The organism is Chitinophagales bacterium, assembly GCA_016787225.1.
Taxonomy (GTDB): domain Bacteria; phylum Bacteroidota; class Bacteroidia; order Chitinophagales; family JADJOU01; genus CHPMRC01.
This window is the reverse complement of the sequence record JAEUUY010000006.1, coordinates 53,334-77,872: the sequence shown is the minus strand read 5'-3', so window position 1 is coordinate 77,872 and position 24,539 is coordinate 53,334. Positions and strand designations below refer to the sequence as shown.

The 24,539-nt window shown below is 37.6% G+C and carries 12 protein-coding genes; 10 read left to right on the top strand and 2 right to left on the bottom strand.

Annotated features, from left to right (window positions below):
• Positions 1–34: 34 nt before the first annotated feature.
• Positions 35–1,024, bottom strand: coding sequence for a PorP/SprF family type IX secretion system membrane protein (locus tag JNL75_01275; protein MBL7788445.1), 990 nt, complete (start codon positions 1,022–1,024; stop codon positions 35–37).
• A gap of 177 nt (positions 1,025–1,201) precedes the next feature.
• Here JNL75_01275 and JNL75_01270 point away from each other — a divergent pair, with 177 nt between their 5' ends.
• Genes JNL75_01270 through JNL75_01230 form a run of 9 tightly spaced genes read left to right on the top strand, consistent with a single transcriptional unit; the run spans position 1,202 to position 14,129 of the window.
• A complete protein-coding gene (locus tag JNL75_01270) occupies positions 1,202–7,279 on the top strand; it encodes a hypothetical protein (GenBank protein ID MBL7788444.1) in 6,078 nt (2,025 codons plus the stop codon).
• Positions 7,280–7,291: 12 nt separating this feature from the next.
• Complete coding sequence (locus tag JNL75_01265; GenBank protein ID MBL7788443.1) at positions 7,292–7,915, top strand: sigma-70 family RNA polymerase sigma factor; 624 nt, start codon at positions 7,292–7,294, stop codon at positions 7,913–7,915.
• A gap of 11 nt (positions 7,916–7,926) precedes the next feature.
• A complete protein-coding gene (locus JNL75_01260; protein ID MBL7788442.1) occupies positions 7,927–8,181 on the top strand; it encodes a hypothetical protein in 255 nt (84 codons plus the stop codon).
• A 23-nt stretch (positions 8,182–8,204) separates the two neighbouring features.
• Positions 8,205–8,909 (top strand): UMP kinase, encoded by a 705-nt coding sequence (locus JNL75_01255; protein ID MBL7788441.1) that lies wholly within the window; start codon positions 8,205–8,207, stop codon positions 8,907–8,909.
• Between the two features lie 7 nt (positions 8,910–8,916).
• The gene (locus JNL75_01250) at positions 8,917–10,728 is read left to right on the top strand and encodes a tetratricopeptide repeat protein (GenBank protein MBL7788440.1); all 1,812 of its coding nucleotides are present in this window, start codon (positions 8,917–8,919) and stop codon (positions 10,726–10,728) included.
• Entirely contained in the window at positions 10,725–11,147 is a 423-nt protein-coding gene (locus JNL75_01245; GenBank protein ID MBL7788439.1) for a type I restriction enzyme HsdR N-terminal domain-containing protein, read from the top strand. The genes JNL75_01250 and JNL75_01245 overlap by 4 nt, the downstream gene beginning before the upstream one ends.
• Before the next feature lies 1 nt (position 11,148).
• Positions 11,149–12,210 (top strand): 3-dehydroquinate synthase, encoded by a 1,062-nt coding sequence (locus JNL75_01240; protein ID MBL7788438.1) that lies wholly within the window; start codon positions 11,149–11,151, stop codon positions 12,208–12,210.
• Positions 12,195–13,469 (top strand): 3-phosphoshikimate 1-carboxyvinyltransferase, encoded by a 1,275-nt coding sequence (gene aroA, locus JNL75_01235; GenBank protein MBL7788437.1) that lies wholly within the window; start codon positions 12,195–12,197, stop codon positions 13,467–13,469. Before JNL75_01240 ends, aroA begins: the two co-directional genes overlap by 16 nt.
• 18 nt (positions 13,470–13,487) lie before the next feature.
• Positions 13,488–14,129 carry a type I 3-dehydroquinate dehydratase gene (locus JNL75_01230; protein MBL7788436.1) on the top strand — a complete coding sequence of 214 codons (642 nt, stop codon included), beginning with the start codon at positions 13,488–13,490 and terminating at the stop codon, positions 14,127–14,129.
• On the opposite strand, the gene JNL75_01225 is transcribed toward JNL75_01230, so the two are convergent.
• Positions 14,110–15,069: an NAD-dependent epimerase/dehydratase family protein gene (locus tag JNL75_01225; protein ID MBL7788435.1), complete on the bottom strand. Its 960-nt coding sequence runs from the start codon at positions 15,067–15,069 to the stop codon at positions 14,110–14,112. The two genes, JNL75_01230 and JNL75_01225, sit on opposite strands and share 20 nt — an antisense overlap.
• A gap of 146 nt (positions 15,070–15,215) precedes the next feature.
• Here JNL75_01225 and JNL75_01220 point away from each other — a divergent pair, with 146 nt between their 5' ends.
• Positions 15,216–24,473 carry a choice-of-anchor L domain-containing protein gene (locus JNL75_01220; GenBank protein ID MBL7788434.1) on the top strand — a complete coding sequence of 3,086 codons (9,258 nt, stop codon included), beginning with the start codon at positions 15,216–15,218 and terminating at the stop codon, positions 24,471–24,473.
• The last annotated feature ends 66 nt before the right edge of the window (positions 24,474–24,539 follow it).

Here is a 24,539-nt window from a genome sequence, read left to right as displayed (position 1 = left end):
AATGAGCAACAAAAAGCTAAGAAATATAACCTCATTATAATCGCAAACAATCTATAGAGTAGTATTGATGTTTAGGAGCTTTGAAGATATAGGACAAACTCAATTCATATACATTTTTCATGCCTTCCTGTCCTAAACCTGAGGTTACTTGGTCATAACTCACTCCGATCCTCATTCTTTGTAGTCTTACTCCCACCACAGGTATAATGGCATCTGCATTTCTGTCTATTCCCCAGCGATATAGCAAACCTCCATATACATCTGTTTTTTCATTGAGGTTAAATTTGACAAGCATTCCTGCATTGATATTGTTTGTACTGGCAGTATTGATAAGGCCGAGTTTTGGCATAAGGGTTATGTTTTTTTTCAATTGATAATATAAATGATAGTTAAAAGTAAGCTTAAAAGGCTGATAGAATACAAAATCAGAGCCTTGATTTTGTGCTACATATAAGGCTGCAAGATCCAAGGTATGGAGTAGTTTTGTTTTTTGGATATTAATACTGGTACCTATACCTAGAAAAGGAGTGTAGATGTTCTCATTATTGAAATTTTCCAAATGGGGTATGCTATGTTGAAATTGACCTGTACTGGGGTCCCATTGGCGATCATACGTGAGTTTGCTGTAGTCAATGGATGTCAATCTAGTGCCACCTTGAAAACCAATCCCTCCCAATATGGTTCTAGAAAATCTTTTTTGAAAAGATATACTTCCAGCTAATCGGATTTGATGGTACATGAGGTAGCTCAGCTGATCTCTTAGGAAGGATAAAGAAAATGCCCAGTAATGGTCTTCCTTGTCAATTTTCAAGGTAGCATCTGCAAACATGGTGGTTAGCGGAGTATTAAACTGCGACCATTGATTACGGTACTGACCACTCAGTTTTAAATTTCCATCAAAATTGCCGATATGGGTAGGATTAGCAAACGCTGATGGTTCCCAAAACTGCGAGAAGTGAATGTCTTGACTACTTACATTCACTGACAATAATATCAAGACAATAAGACTGAATTTTGTTTTCAAATGTTTAATTTAAGTCATTTCGTTGTGTACAAAGCTAAGAAAAATGAAGTAAAATTTCAAATAAATAGTAATGATGGGTCTCTAAAACTTAAAAAATCGCTGTGACAGTTAGATTTATTGGAAAAATCAGAAAAAAATCTTATCTTTGTATGTTCAAACCTTAAAATTTTCTATGTTATGAGAAAATACTACTATAACAGACTATTGAATTTAAAGCTTCAGCTAATACTATGGCTGGTTGGTTTTAATATTTATTTTACTCAAGCTCAGGTATCTGTTTCGGCTACCGCTGGTGCAGCTACAGGCACCTATGCCACGGTGAGTCAGGCATTTGATTCTATAAATAGAGGGTTTCATCAAGGCGCAATAGATATAACTATCACAGCAAATACAAATGAACCCAATCAACCTGTTGCATTATTAAGACCAAATGTTGCTGGGGGCTATACGAGTGTTACCATTCGACCTCAGGGCGTTAGAACGATTACTGGAGATAACAATATTTTAGCAAATCGAGGCGTTATTATGTTATTTGGTGCTAGGAACGTCACTATTGATGGGGATGACCCAGCAGTAAGTGGAGTCGATAGAAGCTTGACTATAGGATTTAATGCGGGTAATAATGCGTTTAATAATACAGCGGTTATTCGTATAGGCTCAGTAACAACGCCTTCAGACTCTGCTGTAGATATAACAATCAAGAATTGTAACATTGTAGGGCCGAGACCCAGTAGCGCAAATTCTTCAACAAATATTGGCATTCTTATTGGCTCAAATAGTGTTGCGAATCAATTAACCTATGGCATTAGAAATAGAAATATAACGATTGAAAACAATAATATAATTAGAAGTTTTTTAGGTATTGTCAGTATTGCCAGTCCTTTCGTTACAGCTAATGCATTTTCTGGTATAGTAATTCGAAATAATTTAATTGGCGCTACTTCTGTAACAAATGATTATATTGGTTTAACTGGGATTCTCTGCGAAGGTTCTTCGGTTACAAGTAGTCCAATGCAGATTACCAGAAATCAAATTCGTGTAGGCATGCCTGTGAATGGAAGTTTGGATGGATTTAATACAATTGGAATTGATTTACGAGATGGTAATCCTAGTACTAATATAGGTCAGAACACAATATTTGATATAACGAATCATACGGGAACCAATGTAGATGTAGCTGGTATAATTGTAAGTGGCGCCACAACAACAAATGTTGATGTTCATAACAATTTCATTAGAAATGTCGTTTCATCGCGAAGACAGACTACACTTGGCAATCCTGCAAATTATGGACTGATTGCTCGAAATGCGAGCTCTTTAAGACTAAATCATAATACAGTAGCTCTGCTAACCCCAAACTCAGCTGGTCCATCAGTCGCCAATGCTGTTAGTTCCGCATTTTTAGTTACAAGTACGCTTCAAGAATTTAACAATAACATTATGGTCAATGTTAATGGCTCAACTAATGCATTATGTTTAATAACGAATAATGCCGCCATTACTAATACCACTATGGACAAGAATTGTTTTTTTGCACCAAATGGAGGAATCGCTAATTCCAATCCAACCACGTTAGCTACCTGGCAATCAATAACAGGTCGTGACCAAAATAGTTTTATCGAAAACCCGCCATTTATTTCTGCCAATGATTTGCATATTCAGACCAGCGTAGCCACTAGGCTAGAAAGCAATGCGGCGCCTAGCGGATATGCCTTTGATGTGGATCTCGATGCAAGACCTAATCCTACGGACATAGGAGCGGATGAGTTTGCAGGGACAGCTTTTGTAGCGCCTGTTCTATTGAATGTAAGTCATACTCCTATTTCCCAATCCTGCGCCACCTCAACAGCTAGAACAGTTCAGGCGTTATTTACAACTTTAGGCAATGCTCTAGACAGCGTTATGGTTGAGTATAGTGTCAATGGGGGAGCTCCTATTTTTTTAAGAATGAATTCGGTGTCAGCTCTAGGTTTTACGAGGTTGATACCAGCAGTAACTCCATTGAATGCCATAGTTCGATATCGTGTGTTGGCTATTACACGTCTTAATGACACGGTAGCTTCTAATTATTTTTATTATAATGATAATACGGCATCCCGTGCTCTTATGCCTACTCTATTTTCAGATCCACCACAGGCCTGTGCGACGAGTACAGTGCAGTTAAACTATAGATTCTCGCCTGATCCTACGGGTTTTATTTTTCCGCCTAACGTGATAGATACTGTCATGCAGACCAATATTACCAATGTAAAATTGATAAACATAGATAATGCTACACCAGCTACTAACTCATTGGTAGGATCAATCGGCACAGCCACTGGTGTGAGAGGAGCTTATTCAAATTTTAGAAATTTTACCCCTGACTCAGTTTCCTTGGGACGCAGCTATCCCGTTTCGATTTCTGCAGCCACTACAGCTAATGTTAAACTTTATTTCGCAGCCTTCGTAGATTTTGATGGAGATGGTAGCTTCACAAGTGCCAATGAAATGGTGTTTAACTCTTCACAGGTAAGGACTACAGGTTCTAGAACAGAAAATTTCAGCCTTTACATCCCACCCAATGTGAGGCCAGGAAGAACCTGCATTCGATTTATTTGTAGTCATGCTCCTATTACTAATTCATTCTTCAATATTTTAAGGGGTGAGGTTGAGGATTATTCTATTTTCATACGACCTTTAGCCACAGTATGGAAAATAGGTGCCACTACTATCGGCAGCAATAATCCTCAAAGTTATACTGTAGCAGCTGTTCCAGCAACGGTCTACATCGAAATGACAGATTCAGCAGGATGCAATGTGGCTTCAAATCCACTATCCATTACAGCATCTACAGCAGGCTTAAATGTGACCCTTTCTACTCCATTTTCATCATGTTATAACACCCCTGCACTTATACGCGCAAACGTGACAGGTGGCTGTCCACCGTATACCTATAGTTGGAGCAATAATGCTTCACTTAATTCCCCTACACAAATAGTTACCTTGCTTAATGACACGCTCTTCCTTACAGTGACTGTTACGGACAAAAATGGCTCACAGTACTCGAGGACAGGATTTATAAGACCAAACAATCCAAGATTGACCAATGTGCCAGATACTACCATCATCTGTAATAGAGGGACAGCTTCCATTACAGTTAATACTGTTGCCACGGACTCAGCCTACTGGTATCAATCAGCTACAGCGAATCCTTATGAATTTGATTTTATCGGGAGAACTTATACGACACCTACATTAAATTCCACTAGGGATTTCTATGTTGCTGCATTAAGGTCAAGTTCGGACTCTGTAGGTAAAATGAATACAACGGGAACTACAATCACTACTGGGGTAATGCCTACTGCAGGGCTGCAATTTGATGCTATGGAGCCAGTCATTATTCGTGATTGTCAAATGTATTTGACAGGTATTGCAGGAGCAACCGTGAGTATAGCGCTAATAGATAAATATGGCGCTATCGTAGCACAGTTAAATAATTATGCCTTGAGTCCAGTGCCTACTGTCATCGGTACGCCTACGAGAATTCCTCTAAACTTTGCTATTCCTAATGTAGATACTGGATATAAATTGGTATTAACAGGATTTACAAATTTAACGGGTCTTACAAGACATACAACAGGGTTTACATACCCATTCAATACTCCTGCCAATAGACCCCTTGTTATTACTAGATCCTATGAAATAGGAAATCCAGGCTCTGCCTTGACTAATTATTTTTATTTCTATAATTTAAGAGTCTTAAAGGGAATATGTGTAGGTCAGAAGGATACTACTACAGCTAAAGTTACACCACCAGATGTTCCAGGATTATACGAAGACCTTAAGTATACTTTATTGTGTAAAGATGATACTCTGAATATTAAAGTGTCTACTAAAAAGGGTACAGATACACTTGGGAATCGATTTGTATGGTCTAAAAATGGCAATGTAATTCAAAACTTCTCGGTAACGCCTCCATCAGATACGTTTAATGATTCCTTCTATCGTGTGCCTATTTCGTCACCATCAGATACTGGACTTTATCAGGTAAGAATCTTTAGTACTAGATTCTGCACGAGAGATACCTTCTCTCGTGAAGTTAGGGTTTCTTTCCATAAAGAGCCAGAGTTTGTTACGAATTTGACGCCAGTTAATATTTGTTTGAATAGGAATACGAAATTAAATGTAACAACGAACAATGCGAAATACTTCAAATGGTATAAAAATACTACTACCAGAATCCCTGGGCTTGACTCTACGGTGTCGGAATTGAATATAACAAATGCAGATTTTGCAACTACTGGAGATTATCATGTCGTAGCAACGGATAGCAACTATTGTAGAGATGTCAAATCCTTTACGGTGAAGGTCACGGTACATGATACCCCGAGATTTGTAACTCAGCCTTTAGATACTGTTTTATGCGTAGGTCAGCGATATGTGATAAAGACGCAACCAGTCAATGCACTGACTTTTCAATGGTTTAAGGATAATGGTATCATGAATGGATTTATCAAAGACTCTTTGACTTTGTTTTCAGCGAAGATTGGAGATTCAGGTAGTTATCGATTGATAGCATCTAGCTACCCAGGTTGTCCAGATGCTATAACCAATGCTGCAAAGTTGGTTGTAAATCCTAGTCCTCTTATCCTCGGTTTTTATCCTAGTGAAATGAAATTCTGCGAAGGACAAAAATTAAAGTTAGAGGCAAGTGCTATAAATAAGCAGGAAATTCAATGGTATCGAGGTAGCACCCTTGTAGCCCAGCAGGATTCAGTGGTAGTTCCATTGGCTGGATTAGCTAATGCAGGAAAATATTCGTTTGTAGTAAAGGCTCTGAATAAGTGTCAAGACATTAAATCAGATACTATCGATGTGAAAATAGCATATAGACCTACTGTCAGTGGCACTAGACCAGCATTAGTGGCTTGTCAGGATGGAGAGTTCAAGTTTGGCTTTAACGCTACGAATGGTAAAATATATCAGTGGTATAAAAACGGTGTAGCTATTCAGGGTCAAGTAGATTCTCAAATATGGTTACAATTTTTATCAGAAAGAGATAACGGAACCTATCATGTCACCGTTAATAGCGATCCAGTATGTCCTGAAGTGAAGTCTAATAGCTTTAATATTGACATCAAGTCAAAACCTCAGATAACGCTGCAACCAGTTGGTAAAACCACTGCTTGTATGGGGGAGACTGTGCAGCTAGTAGCCAATACTAATAATGCGACTGGTTTTCAGTGGTTTAAAGATGGCACTCAGTTACCTGGAGCTACCACAAACACTTTAGTGATAAATAATCTTTCTGGAAGCAATTCTGGCAAGTATTGGTTGCGAGTCAATGGTTCTGCGCCTTGTCTCCCTATAATTACAGATACAGCACAGGTCATACATAGGTCAGGACAAACGAACGCTACGGTGTCTTTGGTATCAGCATATAATCTGGAAGAGCAGTGTACAGATGGGGATAATTGGACCTACTACGCTACCAAACAAGAACCTGATAAATATTTGTTTGCCGTAAATAAAAACGGGAATAACATAGTAGGATCTGCAGATATTGTCGTTAGACCTAACACCTTTATAAGTGTCCATAATACGGGTAAACAATATACGGCTTCTATTATGCTTAAGAGATTTTGGAATTATAAACTTATTTCCGGCGTAATGAATAATCCTATTGAGGTTAAGTTCTATGTAAATCAGTCAGAACTTGATGAACTAGACGACAAAAAGGATGAGACAAAGTTCTTGTATGCAGACCAATTAGAATTAGAAAACAATGATGTAAGATGGTTCAAGTCAAAGAATGTGCCATTTACGAATGCCTTGTTGGGAGGAATCAGAGGAAATCGTTTTAATTTTGACTCTGTTGTATTCGGCACCTTTGTAGATGGAACTGAGAATGGAGTTAAATATTTCAAATTCGATGGTATAACTGATATAGGTGGAGGTACGGGTGCCTACATGTTCAAAGGAGGTAGCCGATATTTAGGGTCTATTCAGGGTGGAAATACAGCTATTTATGCAGACATTAGCCCAAATCCTAACAATGGGCAGTTTAATCTAAGAGTGGCAACTAAAACACTCGGGAAGTTAAATTTAGTCTTGGTCAATAATCTAGGTCAGGTTGTCTATAATGATGAATTAAAACTGACAAGTCTAGATGCAGAGTTTCCAATGATGATACCGAATCTAGCAAATGGTCTTTATCAGCTTATGCTTTCAAAAGATGATTTCAATACTTCTATCAAACTTCAAATTGAAAAATAGATAAAAATTCGTTTGGAAGAAGAGATTGATTTTTATAGGATAAACGCTAAAACACCTAAGGAAAGAGAAGGTTATTTCAACGATAAATTTTTCCCGCATCTTAGCACCCTTTACAATTATGCTTACTACCTTACAAAAGATGAGGAGGATGCCAATGACCTAGTACAAGATACCTTTGTCAAGGCATTTCGCTTTATGGATAATTTCCAGGAAGGCACCAATGAAAAGGCATGGTTATTTAAAATCATGAAAAATGGTTTTATCAACGATTATCGAAAGAAGACGGCCAAGCCAACACATTATTCCTTCGACAATATCATAGAAACTAAAGATGGAGATTCTAATGATGAAAGTCTAAATCAAGATATAGATAGTGTAGAAGTTCGTGATAACACGGATTACTTTAAATCTATGATGGGAGATGAAGTGACCACCGCTCTGGAAAGGCTACCCGCTGATTATCGTCAAATTATCATTCTAGCTGACTTAGAAGACTTTACTTATGAAGAGTTGAGTGATATTTTAGAGATACCTATAGGTACTGTTCGATCTAGGCTATTTCGAGCGCGAAATATGCTCAAAACAAAACTGCAACTTTATGGAAGTAAAATGGGTTATAAAGATAAACGAAATTAAATGGATTAAGTATGACAGAAAGTGCTTGCCAAGACATTAGAAATCAGGTCATGTATTTCATAGACAATGAGCTCTCTGAGGATAAGAGAATATGGTTAGTAAATCATATCAATAAATGTGGAGACTGTCAAGAGTACATCTGTCATGAACAAGATTTAAAGACAAAAATCTGTGAAAAACTCAAGGACAATTATATTTGTCGATGCGATGTACAGAGACTCAAAGACTCTATCAAAGATAAAATCAACTCTTTTTTTGAATCCTAATACAAGATAAAATAATACAATCAATGATGTACAAAAGAGTATTGCTCAAGCTAAGTGGTGAAGCCCTTATGGGAGATAGAAATTTTGGTCACGACCCACAGCGATTGATTCAATATGCCAACGATATTAAGGAAGTGGTAGATTTGGGAGTTGAGTTAGCGCTAGTTATAGGTGGGGGTAATATATTTAGAGGAAAGGATGCAGCAGAGATAGGGATCGATAAGGTACAAGGTGATCATATGGGTATGTTAGCTACCGTGATTAATGGATTAGCGTTACAGAGTTCTATAGAAAATTTAGGTATATATACGCGTCTCTTAAGTGCTGTGCGTATGGATCAGATAGCGGAACCCTATATTAAGAGACGTGCTATCCGTCACATGGAAAAAGGAAGGGTCGTTATCTTCGGTGCGGGAACCGGTAATCCTTACTTCACGACAGATACGGCTGCGGCACTTAGAGCTATAGAAATCAATGCTGATATCGTCATGAAAGGCACCAATGTTGATGGCATCTATTCCGCAGATCCTCGCAAAGATCCGAGTGCTACCAAGTTTGATAAACTAAGTTTCAAAGAGGTTTATGAAAACAAATATGAGGTTATGGATTTGACTGCATTTACACTCTGTGAAGAAAATAGAAAACCTATTATGGTGTTTGATATGAACCGACCGGGTAACCTCTCTAAGATAATAAAAGGGGAGTCTTTAGGCACCTTGGTGAGTTAATTTTATTGTGAAAAGAATATGGCTATCTTTAATATTAATGGTTCACGCTGGAAGGATTTTCTCCCAGACAGCAGAAGATGAGCGTATAGCTTTGCAGTTTTTTCAGTTAAGAGAATATGACAAGGCAGAGCTTCTCCTAAAAAAACAATTTGAACTTAGACCTGCTAAATTTTATGATTATCTATATAAGACCTATTTTCAACTCCGAAAATATGCTGAAGCAGCAGAGCTAAGTAAGCAAGTTCTAAAAAACAATAATAAAAATCTTGCGTTTAAGTACAATCTTGGCTTGGCTTATGAGAAGCTTAACGATAGTATTCAAGCTAAAAAAGAATGGACTCAAATCAATGATCTTATTGGGGAAAATGAGTACGAGGCCAATTCATTCATACAGAAATATATGGAGAATCGAAATTGGTCAATGGCGGAAGATTTGATTCTCAAATTTCAGAAAAAATCGAAATCCAAAGATGCATTTCAGTCAAATTTATTAGTGATTTATGTCAGACAAGACCGCATGGAAGATGCTGTGAATCTTGCTTTTGGTCAATTGGAGTTAGATAATCAAAACTACATGTATTTATACTCTACCTTAGATTTTCTAATGACGAGTAAATCAGCACAACGCCTGATGGAAAAGAAGTTGTATGCCAAGCTAGGAGCAGACCCAGGGAGTGATAAATGGAATGAGCTTGCCATGCAACTGGCTATGACGGTAAAAGACTATGAACAAGCATTGGTGTTAGCTAAGTCTTACGAAAAACGCAAGAATGGGCAAGGAATGCAGGTATATCAAATCGCAGAGATAGCATCAGGAGAAAACGAGTTTGATCTCGCTATCGATGGCTATGACTATGTGATTAAAAATAATTCTACTGGATTTTCCAAACTAGCGAATGAAAAAAAGATTTTCACACATTATGCTAGAATTAAAAAGAACAGGCTGCGTGATTCAGCTAGTTTAGCCACACTTCATGGTGAAATTCTTAGCTATCTGCAGCAGTATGGCTATACGCAGAACACAGCTGATATACAATTATTATTTGCTGAGTTTACTGTGAAGTATCTCAAACGTTTACCTCAGGCTATGAGCATACTAGAGAAAATGCTAGAAACACCTATGATGGCTAAGCAACATATTTCTAGAGCTAAAATAGATCTGGCAGATATCAAATTAGCGATGAATGATATCTGGGAAGCCTCTCTGCTTTATGGTCAGGTGGACAAGGAAGAACTGGATGGACCTCTAGGTGAAGAAGCAAGATTTAAAAATTCTAAAGTTTTTTATTTTAACGGAGACTATGAATTAGCTGAAGATTTATTATCCATATTGAAATCTTCTACCAGTGAATTAATTGCAAATGATGCTTTACAATTGGCTGTATTTATTCAAGAAAATCAAGGTGATGAGGCCAAGGAAATGGCCATGAAAGATGTTTCGTCTGCCGAATTACTTTTTTATCAAAATAGACCCGAAGAGGCATTTAAGACACTAGCTTCATTGAAAAAAGTTTTCCCAAATTCCGGTCTTATTGATGATGTCTTATTAATTGAAGCAAACTTTGAAAAAACAGTAGAAAACGATAGCGCTGCCTCTAGAATCTACAAAGAATTGTATGAAAAGTTTCCGTCTTCTATACTAGCCGATAGAGCGTTATATGAATGGGCGAAACTTGAAGAGGAAAGCTTTAAAAATACAGAAACTGCGAAAGAAGCTTATTTGAAACTACTCACTAAATATAAAGATTCCGTATTTACTACCGATGCGAGGAAGCGTCTAAGAAAATTGCGAGGTGAGAATCTAGAAGATGAAACATGATAGTCAATTTTGGACAATATAAGATTCGAATGAAGCAGGAGAATCAAATAAAATATATTTATGATATTGTTCGCAAAAAATGGATTATCGCTAAACCAGAAGAAGAAGTCAGACAGCTTTGGTTGCATTATTTGACAGAAGACAAAAATTATTCATTGAGTAAAATAGCTGTAGAAAAAAGTTTTTATATCAATGATAAATTGAAACGGTTTGATATTTGTGTTTATGATGTCCATGCAAAACCATATTTACTGATAGAGTGTAAGGCTCCTAATCACAAACTAGATAGAAGTGTCATGGAACAAATTTCTAGATATAATTTAAGTATAGGGGCAAAAGTTTTTATTATAAGTAATGGAATATTCCATCAGGGGGTGTGTATTCAGGATAATAAATTGTTGGAGCTAGCGGTATTTTAATATGAAGAGAGTTCATTCCTATACCGTAATTAAAGAAACGAATACCCATATAACCCAGATTGATTCGTGGGACGAATTATTGGCTAATGCCGAGCAAGGCTATTCCAAGCTAATATTGGTAATAGATAAAAAGCTTACACAGTTTATTCCAAGTTCTCTATTTAGTGACATCATCGAAATATACGGGGGAGATGCTATTAAAAGTATAAATGTTTTTAATGATCTTATTCATCGGATCGCCAATAGTGGTCTGGATAGAAAAGGACATTTAATAGCTATAGGTGGTGGATCTATATCGGACTTAGTAGGCTATGCTGCATCCGTCTACCTAAGAGGGGTTTCGTTTTCTATAGTTCCTAGCACGCTTTTGAGCCTTATTGATGCCAGCATAGGAGGTAAAAATGGAATTAATTTCAGAGCAAGTAAAAATCAAATAGGTACCATCTATCAACCGAGCGGTATTTATTTTTTTCCGGAGATTATTCAAAAACTACCTTCTGAAGAAATGTCAGATGGTTTTGCTGAGATAATTAAGTATGGTTTGATCATGGACGGGAGTCTTTTTCAACGATTAACAGCATTTAATTTAGAATCAATCTTGTCAAACAAGGCATTATTTGAGGATATCATACATAGTTGTATTATACACAAATCTACAATAGTAGAAGATGACCCTTTTGAAGGCAATCAAAGACGAATTTTGAACTTTGGTCACACGATAGGTCATGCGATTGAATCAAGTTATGGACTATCACATGGTAAATCAGTAGGACTAGGAATGCTATTTGCTGTTAAAATGTCAGAATACTACTATGGATTTGATTCCTCCTTATATCAAAAACTTAAAGAGGTTTTGTCGCGATTCAATCTCCCAACAAGTATGGAAAAATTCTCCGCTAAGGTCATATTTGATAAAATTAAGTCAGATAAGAAGCGTGAGAATGAAAATATTTTCTTTGTTTTAATACCTGAAATTGGCAAGGCGAAGATTGAAATGATAACTTTGGCAGAACTTAATAGCTACATCATTAAAGCGGAACAAGAGGGATGGATGTCATCATAAAACAAGGAAAAAAACTCTCTGGCGAACTAAAGGCTCCACCATCCAAGAGCTATGGACAGAGGGCATTAGCAGCCTCATTTCTAGTACCCAGATTAGATATTTTACATCTAGGTAAATCAGCAGATGAACTGGCGGTCTTGGAAATTCTTAAAAGTTGTGGTGCAGTTCTGAATGAGAAGGGAGGGGATAGTCTTTCCATTCAAAATACATTTGACTTTGATACTGATATCCATATAAATTGTGAGGAATCAGGCCTGTGCGCAAGATTATTTTTAGGTCTCATGATGTTAAATTCGGGAAGCACTACGATTTCCGGAATTGGCAGCCTTATTCAAAGACCAATGAATTCAATTTTTTCAGTATTTAATCAATTAGGCATAGACTACCAGAGTCATCAAAATACGCTACCGATTTCTTTTAAAGGAACAAAACGCGCTATTGATTTAATAATCGATGGGTCTATTAGTTCGCAATACGTATCTGGAATTTTATATTACTTGGTAGGTTTGAAGCATGAAAATGAACTGAGGCTGACTATACAAGGTTTAATGAGTACGCCATACATAGATATGACGGTAGATCTTCTAAACCAGATAGGTGGTAAAATTGAATGGGTAAAAGATAGCTTACTTATACATCCAGCTCAATTAAAATCCAAGGCGGAGATAAGGATAGAGGGAGATTGGAGTTCCGCTGCTTTTTGGATGGCTGCTGCCGCTATAAATGGAGATATCCGAATTAGTGGGCTGAATCCGAACAGTCTCCAAGCAGATAGAATCATGTTAGATATTCTAAAAAAGTATGGAGCTCGGGTATGTTGGGAATCAGACAAACTTAGGATTCAGACAGAACAACATTTACCTTTTACAGGTGATTTGACACATGCCCCAGATTTAGCACCCATTCTCGCAGTGTTGGCTATTTTTTCCAATGGACAAAGTGAACTGAGGGGCGTAAACCGCTTGATTCACAAAGAAAGCAATCGCCTAAAAGGTATAGTAAATTGGTTAGAGTTGTTAGATATACCCTACACTATTCAAGAAGACCTCTTGCTTATAAATACAAACTCTAGAAATAATTTTTCCACTAGAACTATCAAGGACATTGAGTTTGAAACCAATGGTGACCATCGTATGGTCATGGCAGCTTCTATATTGGCATACTATTTGACGGGTGGAAAAGTGAAAGGTATAGAAGCCGTCCAAAAATCGTATCCAGATTTTTTTCAGGATTTCGAAAAACTGGGAGGCCAGCTTTAATATAAAATTTAGATATAAGTGAAAGCTTGTGTGGTTATTACAGAGAATAATATTCGGCGTGCTATTTCTATAGCAGAAAATTTTTCTATTGCCGAAATTAGATTGGATGTATGCCGATTTAGGTCTCAACATATACAAGAGATTTTCTCTTTACCTATAGATACTATAGCTACTTATAGGGAAGATGATGGTTTCCACGCTAGTGTTCAAAAAATGGATGAACTAAAAAAAGCTATTAGTGCAGGTGCATCATACATAGATTTAGAGTTATCATTAAACACACAGCAGAAAGAAGATTTAATTTTGTTCGCAAAAGCCTATGGAGCCAAGGTTATTATTTCTCACCATGATTTTGACAAAACACCACCGCTAAATACCTTAAAGGAAATCATAAGTCAATCAAGGGAAATTGGGGCTGATATTGTAAAGATAGCGACTAAGGTCAATTTTCGAGACGACTGCATTAATTTGCTGAATTTATATAAAGGAGAATCAGATTTGATTGCTTTTGGAATGGGTGAAGATGCTAAATTTACTAGGATTAATTCAATGTTCCTCGGAGCTCCATTTGCTTATGTTTATCATAAAAGTAGCAATAAAACAGCTGAAGGGCAGCTTAGCTATAAAGAATTTGAAACTATTATGAGCTATCTCTGCTAAGACTCGGATACAATTTTCGAACCTCAGTCATCATAATGTCGACCATACTGCTTAAGTCATATTTAGGTTTCCAACCCCAATCCTTCCTTGCGTTTGAGTCATCTATACTTTGAGGCCAAGTGGCAGCTATCGCTTGACGAAAATCAGGGTTATATTCGATTCTAAAATTTGGATTTCTTTTTTGAATTTCAGTCGCTATTTCTAAAGGAGAAAAACTCATACCTGCCAAGTTATAACTCGTCCTAATTTTTATATTTTCTATAGGAGCTCTCATAATATCAATAGTTGCATTAATACAGTCTTCCATATATATCATTGGCAGCTTCGTGTGCTCAGATAAAAAACATTGAAAGACTTCGTTTTTAGCTTCTGCATGAAAAATATCTACTGCATAGTCTGTAGTGCCACCTCCAGCTAAGGATTGATAACCAATAACCCCAGGGTATCTGACGGATCTTACATCTAGACCATATTTATTAAAATAATACTCGGCCCACAATTCACCAGCTACCTTACTGATGCCATATACAGTAGCAGGAACCAAAGGGACATGATTGGGAGTATTTTCCAATGGAATATGCTTTCCAAAAACCGCAATCGTACTGGGGTAGAAAACTTTTTCAACTTTGTATTTTACTGCAGTCTCCAATACATTGAACAAGCCACCCATATTGATGTCCCAAGCCCATTGAGGGTTCTGTTCTCCGCGAGCAGATAGGATAGCAGCTAAATGATAGATTTCTTGAATTTTATTCTTTTCTATAAACGACTCTAAGCTGGATTTGTCCATCACATCGAGTGCAGATATTCCCTTTTCAGCATTCTCTTTTAAATCAGTAGCGAAGACGGTTGTGATCCCAAAAACTTGAATTAGTTTTTCTACTAATACGGTTCCTATTTGACCTCCTGCACCGATGACGAGAATATTTTGCTGACCCATTATGATTGATTTACGACAAATATAAGTTGTTTAAGGCGATTGAATATTTTTTCTAGAGGCTAATGCATAGATTTTTATGGAAAATTAAATATGGTTTATCATTAATTTATCATTATCTTTGTGTTAGCTGAATATCAGTTTTACTAATGTTTATAAGATTAATCATCTGCTTTCTTATGATGTGTCGCTTGAGTATCGGCATTAGTCAAACTATTTCTTTAGTAGATAATCAAACGTCGACATCTTTGGCTAATACTTTGGCTGGGAAAGGAATCCAGGTGACAGGTGGTTTTACTTTGAACTGCAGCACCTTGGCTAACGGCACCTTTGTCAATGTAAACCCAACCCCAAATTTAAGCTTGGCCATAGATAGTGGAATTGTACTGTGCACGGGACGTGTTTTAAGCACCACTGCGGATACGGGTATTAATGCGAATAGGTTTCGATTGGCAAGTAATAATCTAGGAATCACTACTTCAGATGCCCAAATAGCAACGCTAGCTGGTGCCTCAGCCGTTCAACGAGATTTATGTTTTTTACAGTTTAATTTTGTTCCACGAGGTGATTCGGCATTTATTGACTATGTATTTGCTTCTGAAGATTATCCTGAATATGTCTGTTTATCTAGTTTTGATGCTTTTGGTATTTTCGTGCAGGCACCTAGCGATACTTTTAAGAATTACTCCAAAGTACCCGGCACCAATATTAATGTGTCCGTTAATAGTATCAATGATACTAGCAAGCAGACTGGTGTTTCAAACTTCAATACCTACTGCAAAGGGTTAGGCGCTGGTTCACCTTTTATTCAATTTTATACAGCTAATTTAATTAACAATCATATTGTTTATGATGGTATGACAAAAGTTCTAAGGGCTAGAATACCAGTTCAACCAAATTTAACCCATACTATGAAACTGGCTATTGCAGATATATTGGATGGAAATTTCGATAGTGGTATATTTTTCAAAAAGTCGAGTTTTACCTCTCCTCCTTTATTGGAGATTACAGATAAGAAAGCGACCAATGGTTCAAATAAAGATTCCTTATTCCTTGTAGAGGGGTGCAATCCAGGTGTCGTATCCTTTTCGCGTTCTACTATTAGTTCTCCCATTACGGTGAATGTCAATTTTTCTGGAACAGCCAATGCCGCCGATTATTCTGCTAGCTCTAGTTTTACCATCGCAGCTGGTAATAATTCATTTAATTACAATGTGTCCGCTTTGACTGATGCTATTAAGGAAAATATCGAAAGCCTGCGCATCATTTTTTCTGTTCCGTCAATAAATTATGCAGATACAGTTCAATATTATATTAAAGATTTCGCTAATGGTGTAACAATAAATAATGGTAAACGAGATACATCACTGTGTGTAGGACAAAATATTACCCTTCGTCATACAGCTACCGACACTAGTTTTAAGACCGTGTGGACGCCAGCGAGCAATTTATCGTGTACCAACTGTAGCAATACGATTTATACCTATAGTTCCCCAAATACTTCCTCAGTCCAAAATGTATTTTTAAGAATTTCTTCTGTAGGTTGTCCTACTGCCGATTCACTAATTACTATCAATGTAAACCCTAAGCCTGTAATTAGTTTGCCTTCTAGTTATTCTATTTGCATAAATGACTCGGTACGTCTTAATGCTAGCATAAGTCCTGTGGGAGCTTATTCTTATACTTGGACTCCTAATCTTGGACTTTCTGCTTCCAATATACTTGATCCCTTTGCCAAGCCTACAGCAACTCAAGCTTATAAACTGGTTGTAGCTTCTCCCTTTGGGTGCAGGGATAGCGCTAATACGACAGTAAATATTTCTACCATTCGTGGAGAGATAGATTCTATGCGCACGACCAATACTACCTGTGGTACCAGCAATGGTTCTATACGACTTTTTACCAAAACCAGCGCCCCCAATAATCCACCATACACCTACTCAATCAATGGAGGGACAAGCTTCGGCTCCTCCAACATTTTTAATGGACTGGCAGCTGGTGTATATAATGTAGCAATTAGAAACGGATCCAATTGTAGATTTGATACTACGTTGACCATAACAGCTGGCAGCAATCCTCCTAGTGCTACATTTACTATAACTAATACTTCTTGTGGTCTTGTCAATGGTAGTGCCCGTATCATTACTAAATCGGGAGTTGCTCCATTGGCTCAGCAATGGAGACTAGGAGCGAGTATAATCTCCACCGACACATTTATAAACAATAGACCAGCGGGCAACTATGTACTAACGATAGTTGACAATGTAGGTTGCTCGGTTAATTATCCTATCGCCATTTTAGGAAGTTCTCCTGCAAATTTTAGTTTTATCAAAACAGATCAAACATGTGGCAATTCCAACGGCTCAATAACGGCTAATGCTACGAGTGGAGCATCTCCATTTACCTATACATGGAATCAAGGGGGAAGCACTCCTACGATATTAGGCTTAACTGGTGGTTGGTATAAATTGACGTTTTCAGATGTAAATGGTTGCACTAAAATAGACAGTGTACAATTATTATCATTTCCAGCGATTACTCAGAATAAATCTGGCACAAATGCCTTATGCGGCGCTAGCAATGGAACAGCGACTGCCATAGTAACAAGCGGCGGTACTTCTCCTTTCATTTATTCATGGAGCAATGGAGTTACTACTTCACCGATTTCAGCCTCCAATCATACCATCAATAGTCTATCGGGCGGCAAATATAAATTTACCATTCAAGACTCTAAAGGCTGTACAGCCTTCGATTCTGTCATAGTTAATTCCAGTCCTGCACTTAATATATCAATAAGCAGAACGAATGCTACTTGTGGGAATAATAATGGGTCTATTTCAGTAAATATATTGACAGGTACCCCTACCTATACTTATGTGTGGAATGATGCGGTCACTACTCAAAATAGAATCAATCTAGGTGCAGGAAGTTATAGCGTAACTGCTACCGATGGCAACGGTTGCACTGCATCAGGAGCAGCAGTAGTCACAATGGGGTCTGCTCCATCACTTTCTACGACCAAAACGAATGCAACTTGTGGATTAAACAATGGCAGTATTAGTACCAATGTTAGTGGCGCTAAGCCTCCCATAGTGTACAATTGGAGCAATGGACAAACTTCTAACTTCATTTCCGGCTTGGCTCCTGGGATATATTCAGTGACGATTACAGATTCATTTGGCTGTCAAAGAACCAAGGCAGATACCATACATCAGCCGCCATTCACTAATTTTACTGATAGTATTGTTCAAACAACATGCAATACAAATAATGGACAACTATTTATCAAAAATATAGTTGGACAATCTCCTATTTCTATAGTATGGTCTGATGGAAATACTACGGCTACCCGAACTGGACTATCACCAGGCAATTATTCTGTATTAGTGCAGGATGGTAATGGTTGTCAAAAGTCAAAAACATTTACCATTTTAGCTTCGTCCAATCCAAGTATAAACTTTTCGATAAATCAAGCCTTATGCAACAATACCACTGGAAGTATATCTTCAAGTATTTCTGGAGGTACTCCTGCATTTAGTTATACTTGGAGCTCAGGAGAGACCACTCCTAACATCACGGCTAAGGCAGTAGGATCCTATACTTTGACAGTCACAGATTTTAATAATTGTAGTGCTACTAAAACAGACTCTATCATACGAAGGCCACCACCTACTTATCAAGATAGCTTTCGAAAAGCCCGCTGCGGCTTCAATAATGGACTTATACATATTTACAATTTAGTTGGGTCTTCACCTTATTCTTTTTCATGGAGTCATGATCCAAATGCTAGTGGAAATTTTGTTGTTGGTCTACCAAGTGATACTATTAGCGTTGCCATAACAGATAGCAATGGATGTATAGTACGGGATACTTGGGATTTGACTACAAAAGGAGCTATTACCTATCAAACATCTATTCAACGTTCCAAATGCAATGATTCCACAGGAAAAATTACAATAAATATTACCAATGGAACCCCTCCATATACTATTCAATGGTCGAATGGAGATACAGGCGTGATGGCAGATAGCCTTAAATTTGGCAGGTATGAGTTGCTTATAACAGATAGCCTCGGATGTATAGTACGAGATTCAATTACTATGCGCGATAGCACTATGCTGCGAGATACTTTTGTCATAGTGAAAACGCGCTGTGATACCGCTAGCGGGACGATTTTAGCTATGCCTTTTGGTGGTAAAGCTCCATACAAACATGTGTGGCAGCGTTTGCCTAGAGATACTTTTGCATTGCTAGATAGTGTCACTATCGGCACCTATCGGGTGTTAACTACAGACTCAAATGGATGTAAGTATGACACCACTACCACTATGCTATATACCCATTACCCTACTATTACAGATTCTATTGTCTTAGAGAAATGCGGAGGCAGTAATGGAGAAATACATATAAAAATTGATAGTGTTATAAATCCTATTACCATTCGATGGAATGGTATAATCGATTCTACCTATAAGAAAATAGGTCTCAAAGGACCATTAACTTTTTCAATTCAAGTAATCGACTCCCATAAGTGTCAGGCATTCGCCTTTCCTTTTATAGATACCAACCCTATTGTTCCACCAATAATTGTAAGTAGTGACCCACCGTGTGGGAATAATTTGGGTACTATTTCTTTAAGTTTCTCTCCGCCTATAGTAGCCCAATCCTATATTTGGAGCAATAGTAAAACTACAGCATCGATAGATAGCCTAGCACCTGGCATATACTCGGTTACTATGACTGATACAGCTGGTTGCGTCTATGTACTTCGGGACACCTTAGCATATACCACTGCACCTACCAAATCTATAAGCTGGACTAGATCTAATTGTGGTCGATTCGATGGACAAATAATAACGGTAGCAAATAGTATCTATGGAGATTATTTCTATAGTTGGAAGAAAATGTCTGGGGCTTTTGCTCCGAATGAACAAGCAACTGATACAGGGTTTATTAATAATGTTGATTCCGGAGTCTATGTGGTGCGAATCAGTGATACCAAGGGTTGTATCCTCTTTGATACTATTGCTATTATCGATAGTACAGCTCCTAAAATTCAATTTCAAATTAAAAATTCTCACTGTAATAATGGCAATGGAAAAGCCAAAGCTGTTGTAACAGGGGGAAGTCCTCCTTATAGTTATACCTGGTACAATTTCACAACATTAGATTCATTAAGCTCCTTGTTTAGTGGCAATTATTTATTGACTGTTTCGGATAATAGAGCCTGTGTAACGATTGATACCGCAAAGGTTTTATTTATTCAAAGTCCAGATATCAATCTAATCCCTACGAATTCATTTTGTGGACCTAGTAATGGAAGAATCGTCACAAATATTAGTTTTGGGCAATCACCATTTAGTTTTTCTTGGAGCCATGGCCCCACCACTAAAGACTTAAATGGCTTGGCTGCTAACAAATATATCCTGACAATTACCGATAGTACAGGTTGTACAGATAAAGACTCCGTCAACATTGCAGCGCAGCCACCTTTGGCGATTTCTATAAGTAAAAAACCTGCAAACTGTGATTTGAATAACGGTATTCTCACTGCATCTGTTGTTACAGGTAAGCCTCCTTATATATTCCACTGGAATACTATTATTTCTTCTATGACTGCTTCAGGCTTGGATACAGGTAAGCACGTCTTTTATATTTCGGATTCTAATAACTGTGAAATAAGAGACACCGTGCATCTGTCACGTGTGAAAAAGCATAGTGCAAGTCATATTGTAGTGAATGACAATTGCACCTATAAAATAGGAAGCATTTCTACAAATGTTATTGATGGGAGACTTCCTTATACCTACTCATGGAGTGGTGGATTAGGTACGAATGCCAATGCAATAAATGTAGGAGCGGGAACATATACCCTATCTATTACGGACAGTTTGGGTTGTTTGGTCACATCCCTTGTCAATGTAGGAGATACTGCTGGGCCTATTGTTTCGCTCATCGTTAATACTGCGAGTTGCGGACTCAATAATGGTTCTATATTTGCCAATGTTATCAGCTCCCGAACTCCTTTAAGTCATTTCTGGAATAATGTCGCTGGTACAAATACCTTGTCTAATATCAATGGGGGCAAATTTGTATATAGAGTGATTGATTCAAGAGGATGTATCAAGCAGGATTCTGCTACTCTCGATACGGTATTCCCATTGACGGCTACCAAGACCAGTAAAAATCCAAGTTGTAATCTCAATAATGGTTATATCAAAATAAGAGCAACAGGTGGCACTGGTGCGAAATCTTATTTTTGGAGTCCCGCAGCACCTAATACAGATTCTATAGCCAACCTAAGTCCTGGAAAATATAAATACACAGTAACCGATACGCGAGGTTGCATTTGGATAGACTCTGTGACGCTGATACAACAAGGTTTGCCAACTATCAATTTTAATAAAACTCCATCTACCTGTAGAGCTGGCAATGGAAGCCTGCAAGCAGTGGTAACTAATGCGAGCGGAACTATAACCTATAATTGGAGCAATGGCGGCAATACCCCTACCATTAGTGGTATAGTTCCGAACAACTATAGTGTGACCGTGACCGATGCTACAGGTTGTAGTGCTTCTTCGACTACTTTCCTAAATAGTATTGGAGTAGATTCTATCAATTTAATTTTCCAACATCCAAAATGTAATCTTAATAACGGTAAAATAAAAGCTGTGCCGAACAATACGATAGGCACTGTGAATTATAACTGGAGTACCACAGCTACCATAGATAGTATTATAAATCTTGGTGCTAACACATATACTGTGACAGTGACCGACAATCTATGTTCATTTAGCAAGTCACAAACTTTAGTCATGGCCACGTCGCCTGTCCTCAATGTGACTAAACAGGATGCCAGCTGTAACATCAACAATGGACAACTCAACGCCAATATCAATTTAGGAACAGGTACATCGCCCTTTAGTTATACTTGGAACGGAACTCCCGCTTCCTCTAGTTTAGTGAATATAGATTCAGGTACATATAAAGTAGTAGTAACTGATGTAAATAGTTGTAAGGATTCTACCATTATATATGTCTCTCGAATACCTATGCTCACAGTTAGTCTCACAGGCGAGAAATCAAAATGTGGCGAAGCCAATGGAAGTATTGCCACAAATGTAGGAGGTGGAGCTTCCACAAAATTCTACGCCTGGAGCAACGGTGCAAGCACAGCCAACCTTTCGAATATCTTGGCTGGCGCTTATACCCTTACACTAAGCGATAATGGAAATTGTACCATTACATCGAATATAACGATTGATGATTGGAAGAAACCAGAACTATATCCACAGACTGTTGTGTTGCCTGTTTGTGGCAAACCGAATGGATCTATAATGACAACTACAATATTTGGCACCAAACCATTAAGATACTTATGGAATACCGGTGATACGACCACCTTCTTAAATAATGTAGCGGATAATACTTATACACTTGTCGTAACAGATAGTATAGGCTGCAAGGATACTCTTATGGAAAATTTAATATCTGGTGCTTCGCCAGGATTTGATTCAATAAGAGTCGATCGCTCTACATGTGGATTGTCAAATGGTGGCATATATACCCTAATGTCGGTAAGAGCTATAAACCCTGTATATACATGGAGCACTGGATTCGTTGGTAATCATATAGTGAATATTGGACCTGGCACATATACACTTACCGTAACAGATGATAGACAATGTGAAATCATACGAAATTTTGTTGTACCTACAACAAAGCTTCCAAAAATCAAATTGGATTCTATTCAATCTTTTTGTCTTAAGGCAAATGGAAGTATCACATCTACTGTGACGGAAGGAACTGGATCCTATCAATACCTATGGAATACGGGCGCAACTAGTCCAAATATTGCTGGTTTGTTTCCAGGAATCTATAGACTTACCGTTACAGATAGCTTGAATTGCAGGGATTCTGCAAAAATTACTGTGACCGAAGAGCCTAATTTAGTAACAGCTACCTATGATACCTTCAACCTTATTTGCTTTCAAGATTTTTCAGGTCGTGTCAAATTTTTCCCTTCAGGTGGCCAGTTTCCTTATAGTTATAAGGTGTATACTACTAGACAAGATTCTGTAGCTATTGGTCTCAGCGCTGGCAAACATTATTTTACTATCACGGACAATAAAGGTTGTGAATATAAAGATTCATTCACCCTTACCCAGCCAAATAAGATGATTACCAGGGTGCTTGATTCCATCAATCTTATATGCCATAATCAGCCAACTGGAGAAATCTTGGTTAAAACAACAGGAGGTACATTTCCTTACACCTATCGCTGGTTCCCATCAGGAGCTTATGGCGATAGAGCCATTAACTTATATGCAGGAACTCAGACAGTAGCGGTCGAAGATTTAATAGGGTGTAAAGATACCTTAAAAGTAACTCTGACACAGCCTGCCCCGATACTTATTACAACAAGTTCTAAAATACAAAATCCTTGCTATGGCACAGCAAAAGGCTCTCTTTCCGTCAATGTAGTGAATGGAACCAAACCATATCAATATAACTGGTCCAATAAGGCTAATACTAAAGATCTTACGAATCTTAAGCGAGGGGTCTATACGTTAAATCTCATTGACTCGAATGGTTGTAGCGCTGGTCATACTGATTCTTTGATAGATCCAGCTAGAGAGCGCAATAGAGGGTCAATCATCACAAAAGACCTCATATGTAAAGAAATAATCGAAGGCGAGATAACCGTCAATGCAGAAGGAGGCGTTGCTCCGTATCAATATAGTATGGATAGTGGCAAGTTTTTCTCATATAAAAATAAGTGGACGAGACTCAATGCAGGTAATTATTATATACTTATTCGAGATAAGGAAAACTGTGAAACATATAAGGATACGGCTATTGCACCCGCTCCTATTCTGCGTATCGAAGCTACACCATCATCTAGCACCATAAACTTGGGAGAATCAGTCTCTCTAGGATTTAATGTTTTAGAGGGAAATAACTCATGGATAAATGAGATAATGTGGAGTGATGGAAATGGATTGAGTTGTTCAGATTGTGAACAACCAATAGCCACTACTTATGTGGACAATCATTATGTACTGACCATAAAATATCTCAGTAAATGCACTTTACGCGATACTGTTTATATAAAAGTATTAGATGATAATGAATTATATATTCCTACTGCATTTTCTCCGCTAAGCGCTAATCCTGAGAATGCTACATTTAAACTATATTCGAATAAAGTAGTTTCCGCACGCTTAACCATATTTAATCGATGGAGCGAAAAAATGTATGAAACGGAACAAGGAAATACAAAAGGTTGGGACGGATATTTTAAAGGAGAATTAGCACCAACAGGCGAGTATAGCTATATAGCAGAAGTTACTTATCTCAATAGTAGAAAGGTAATTAAAAAAGGAAGTTTTATATTGGTGAGGTAAAAAAAGAAAATCCGATTTCATCAGCCTTTTTTTATCTGAAAATCAATAGTTTTTTTAGACTTTTCT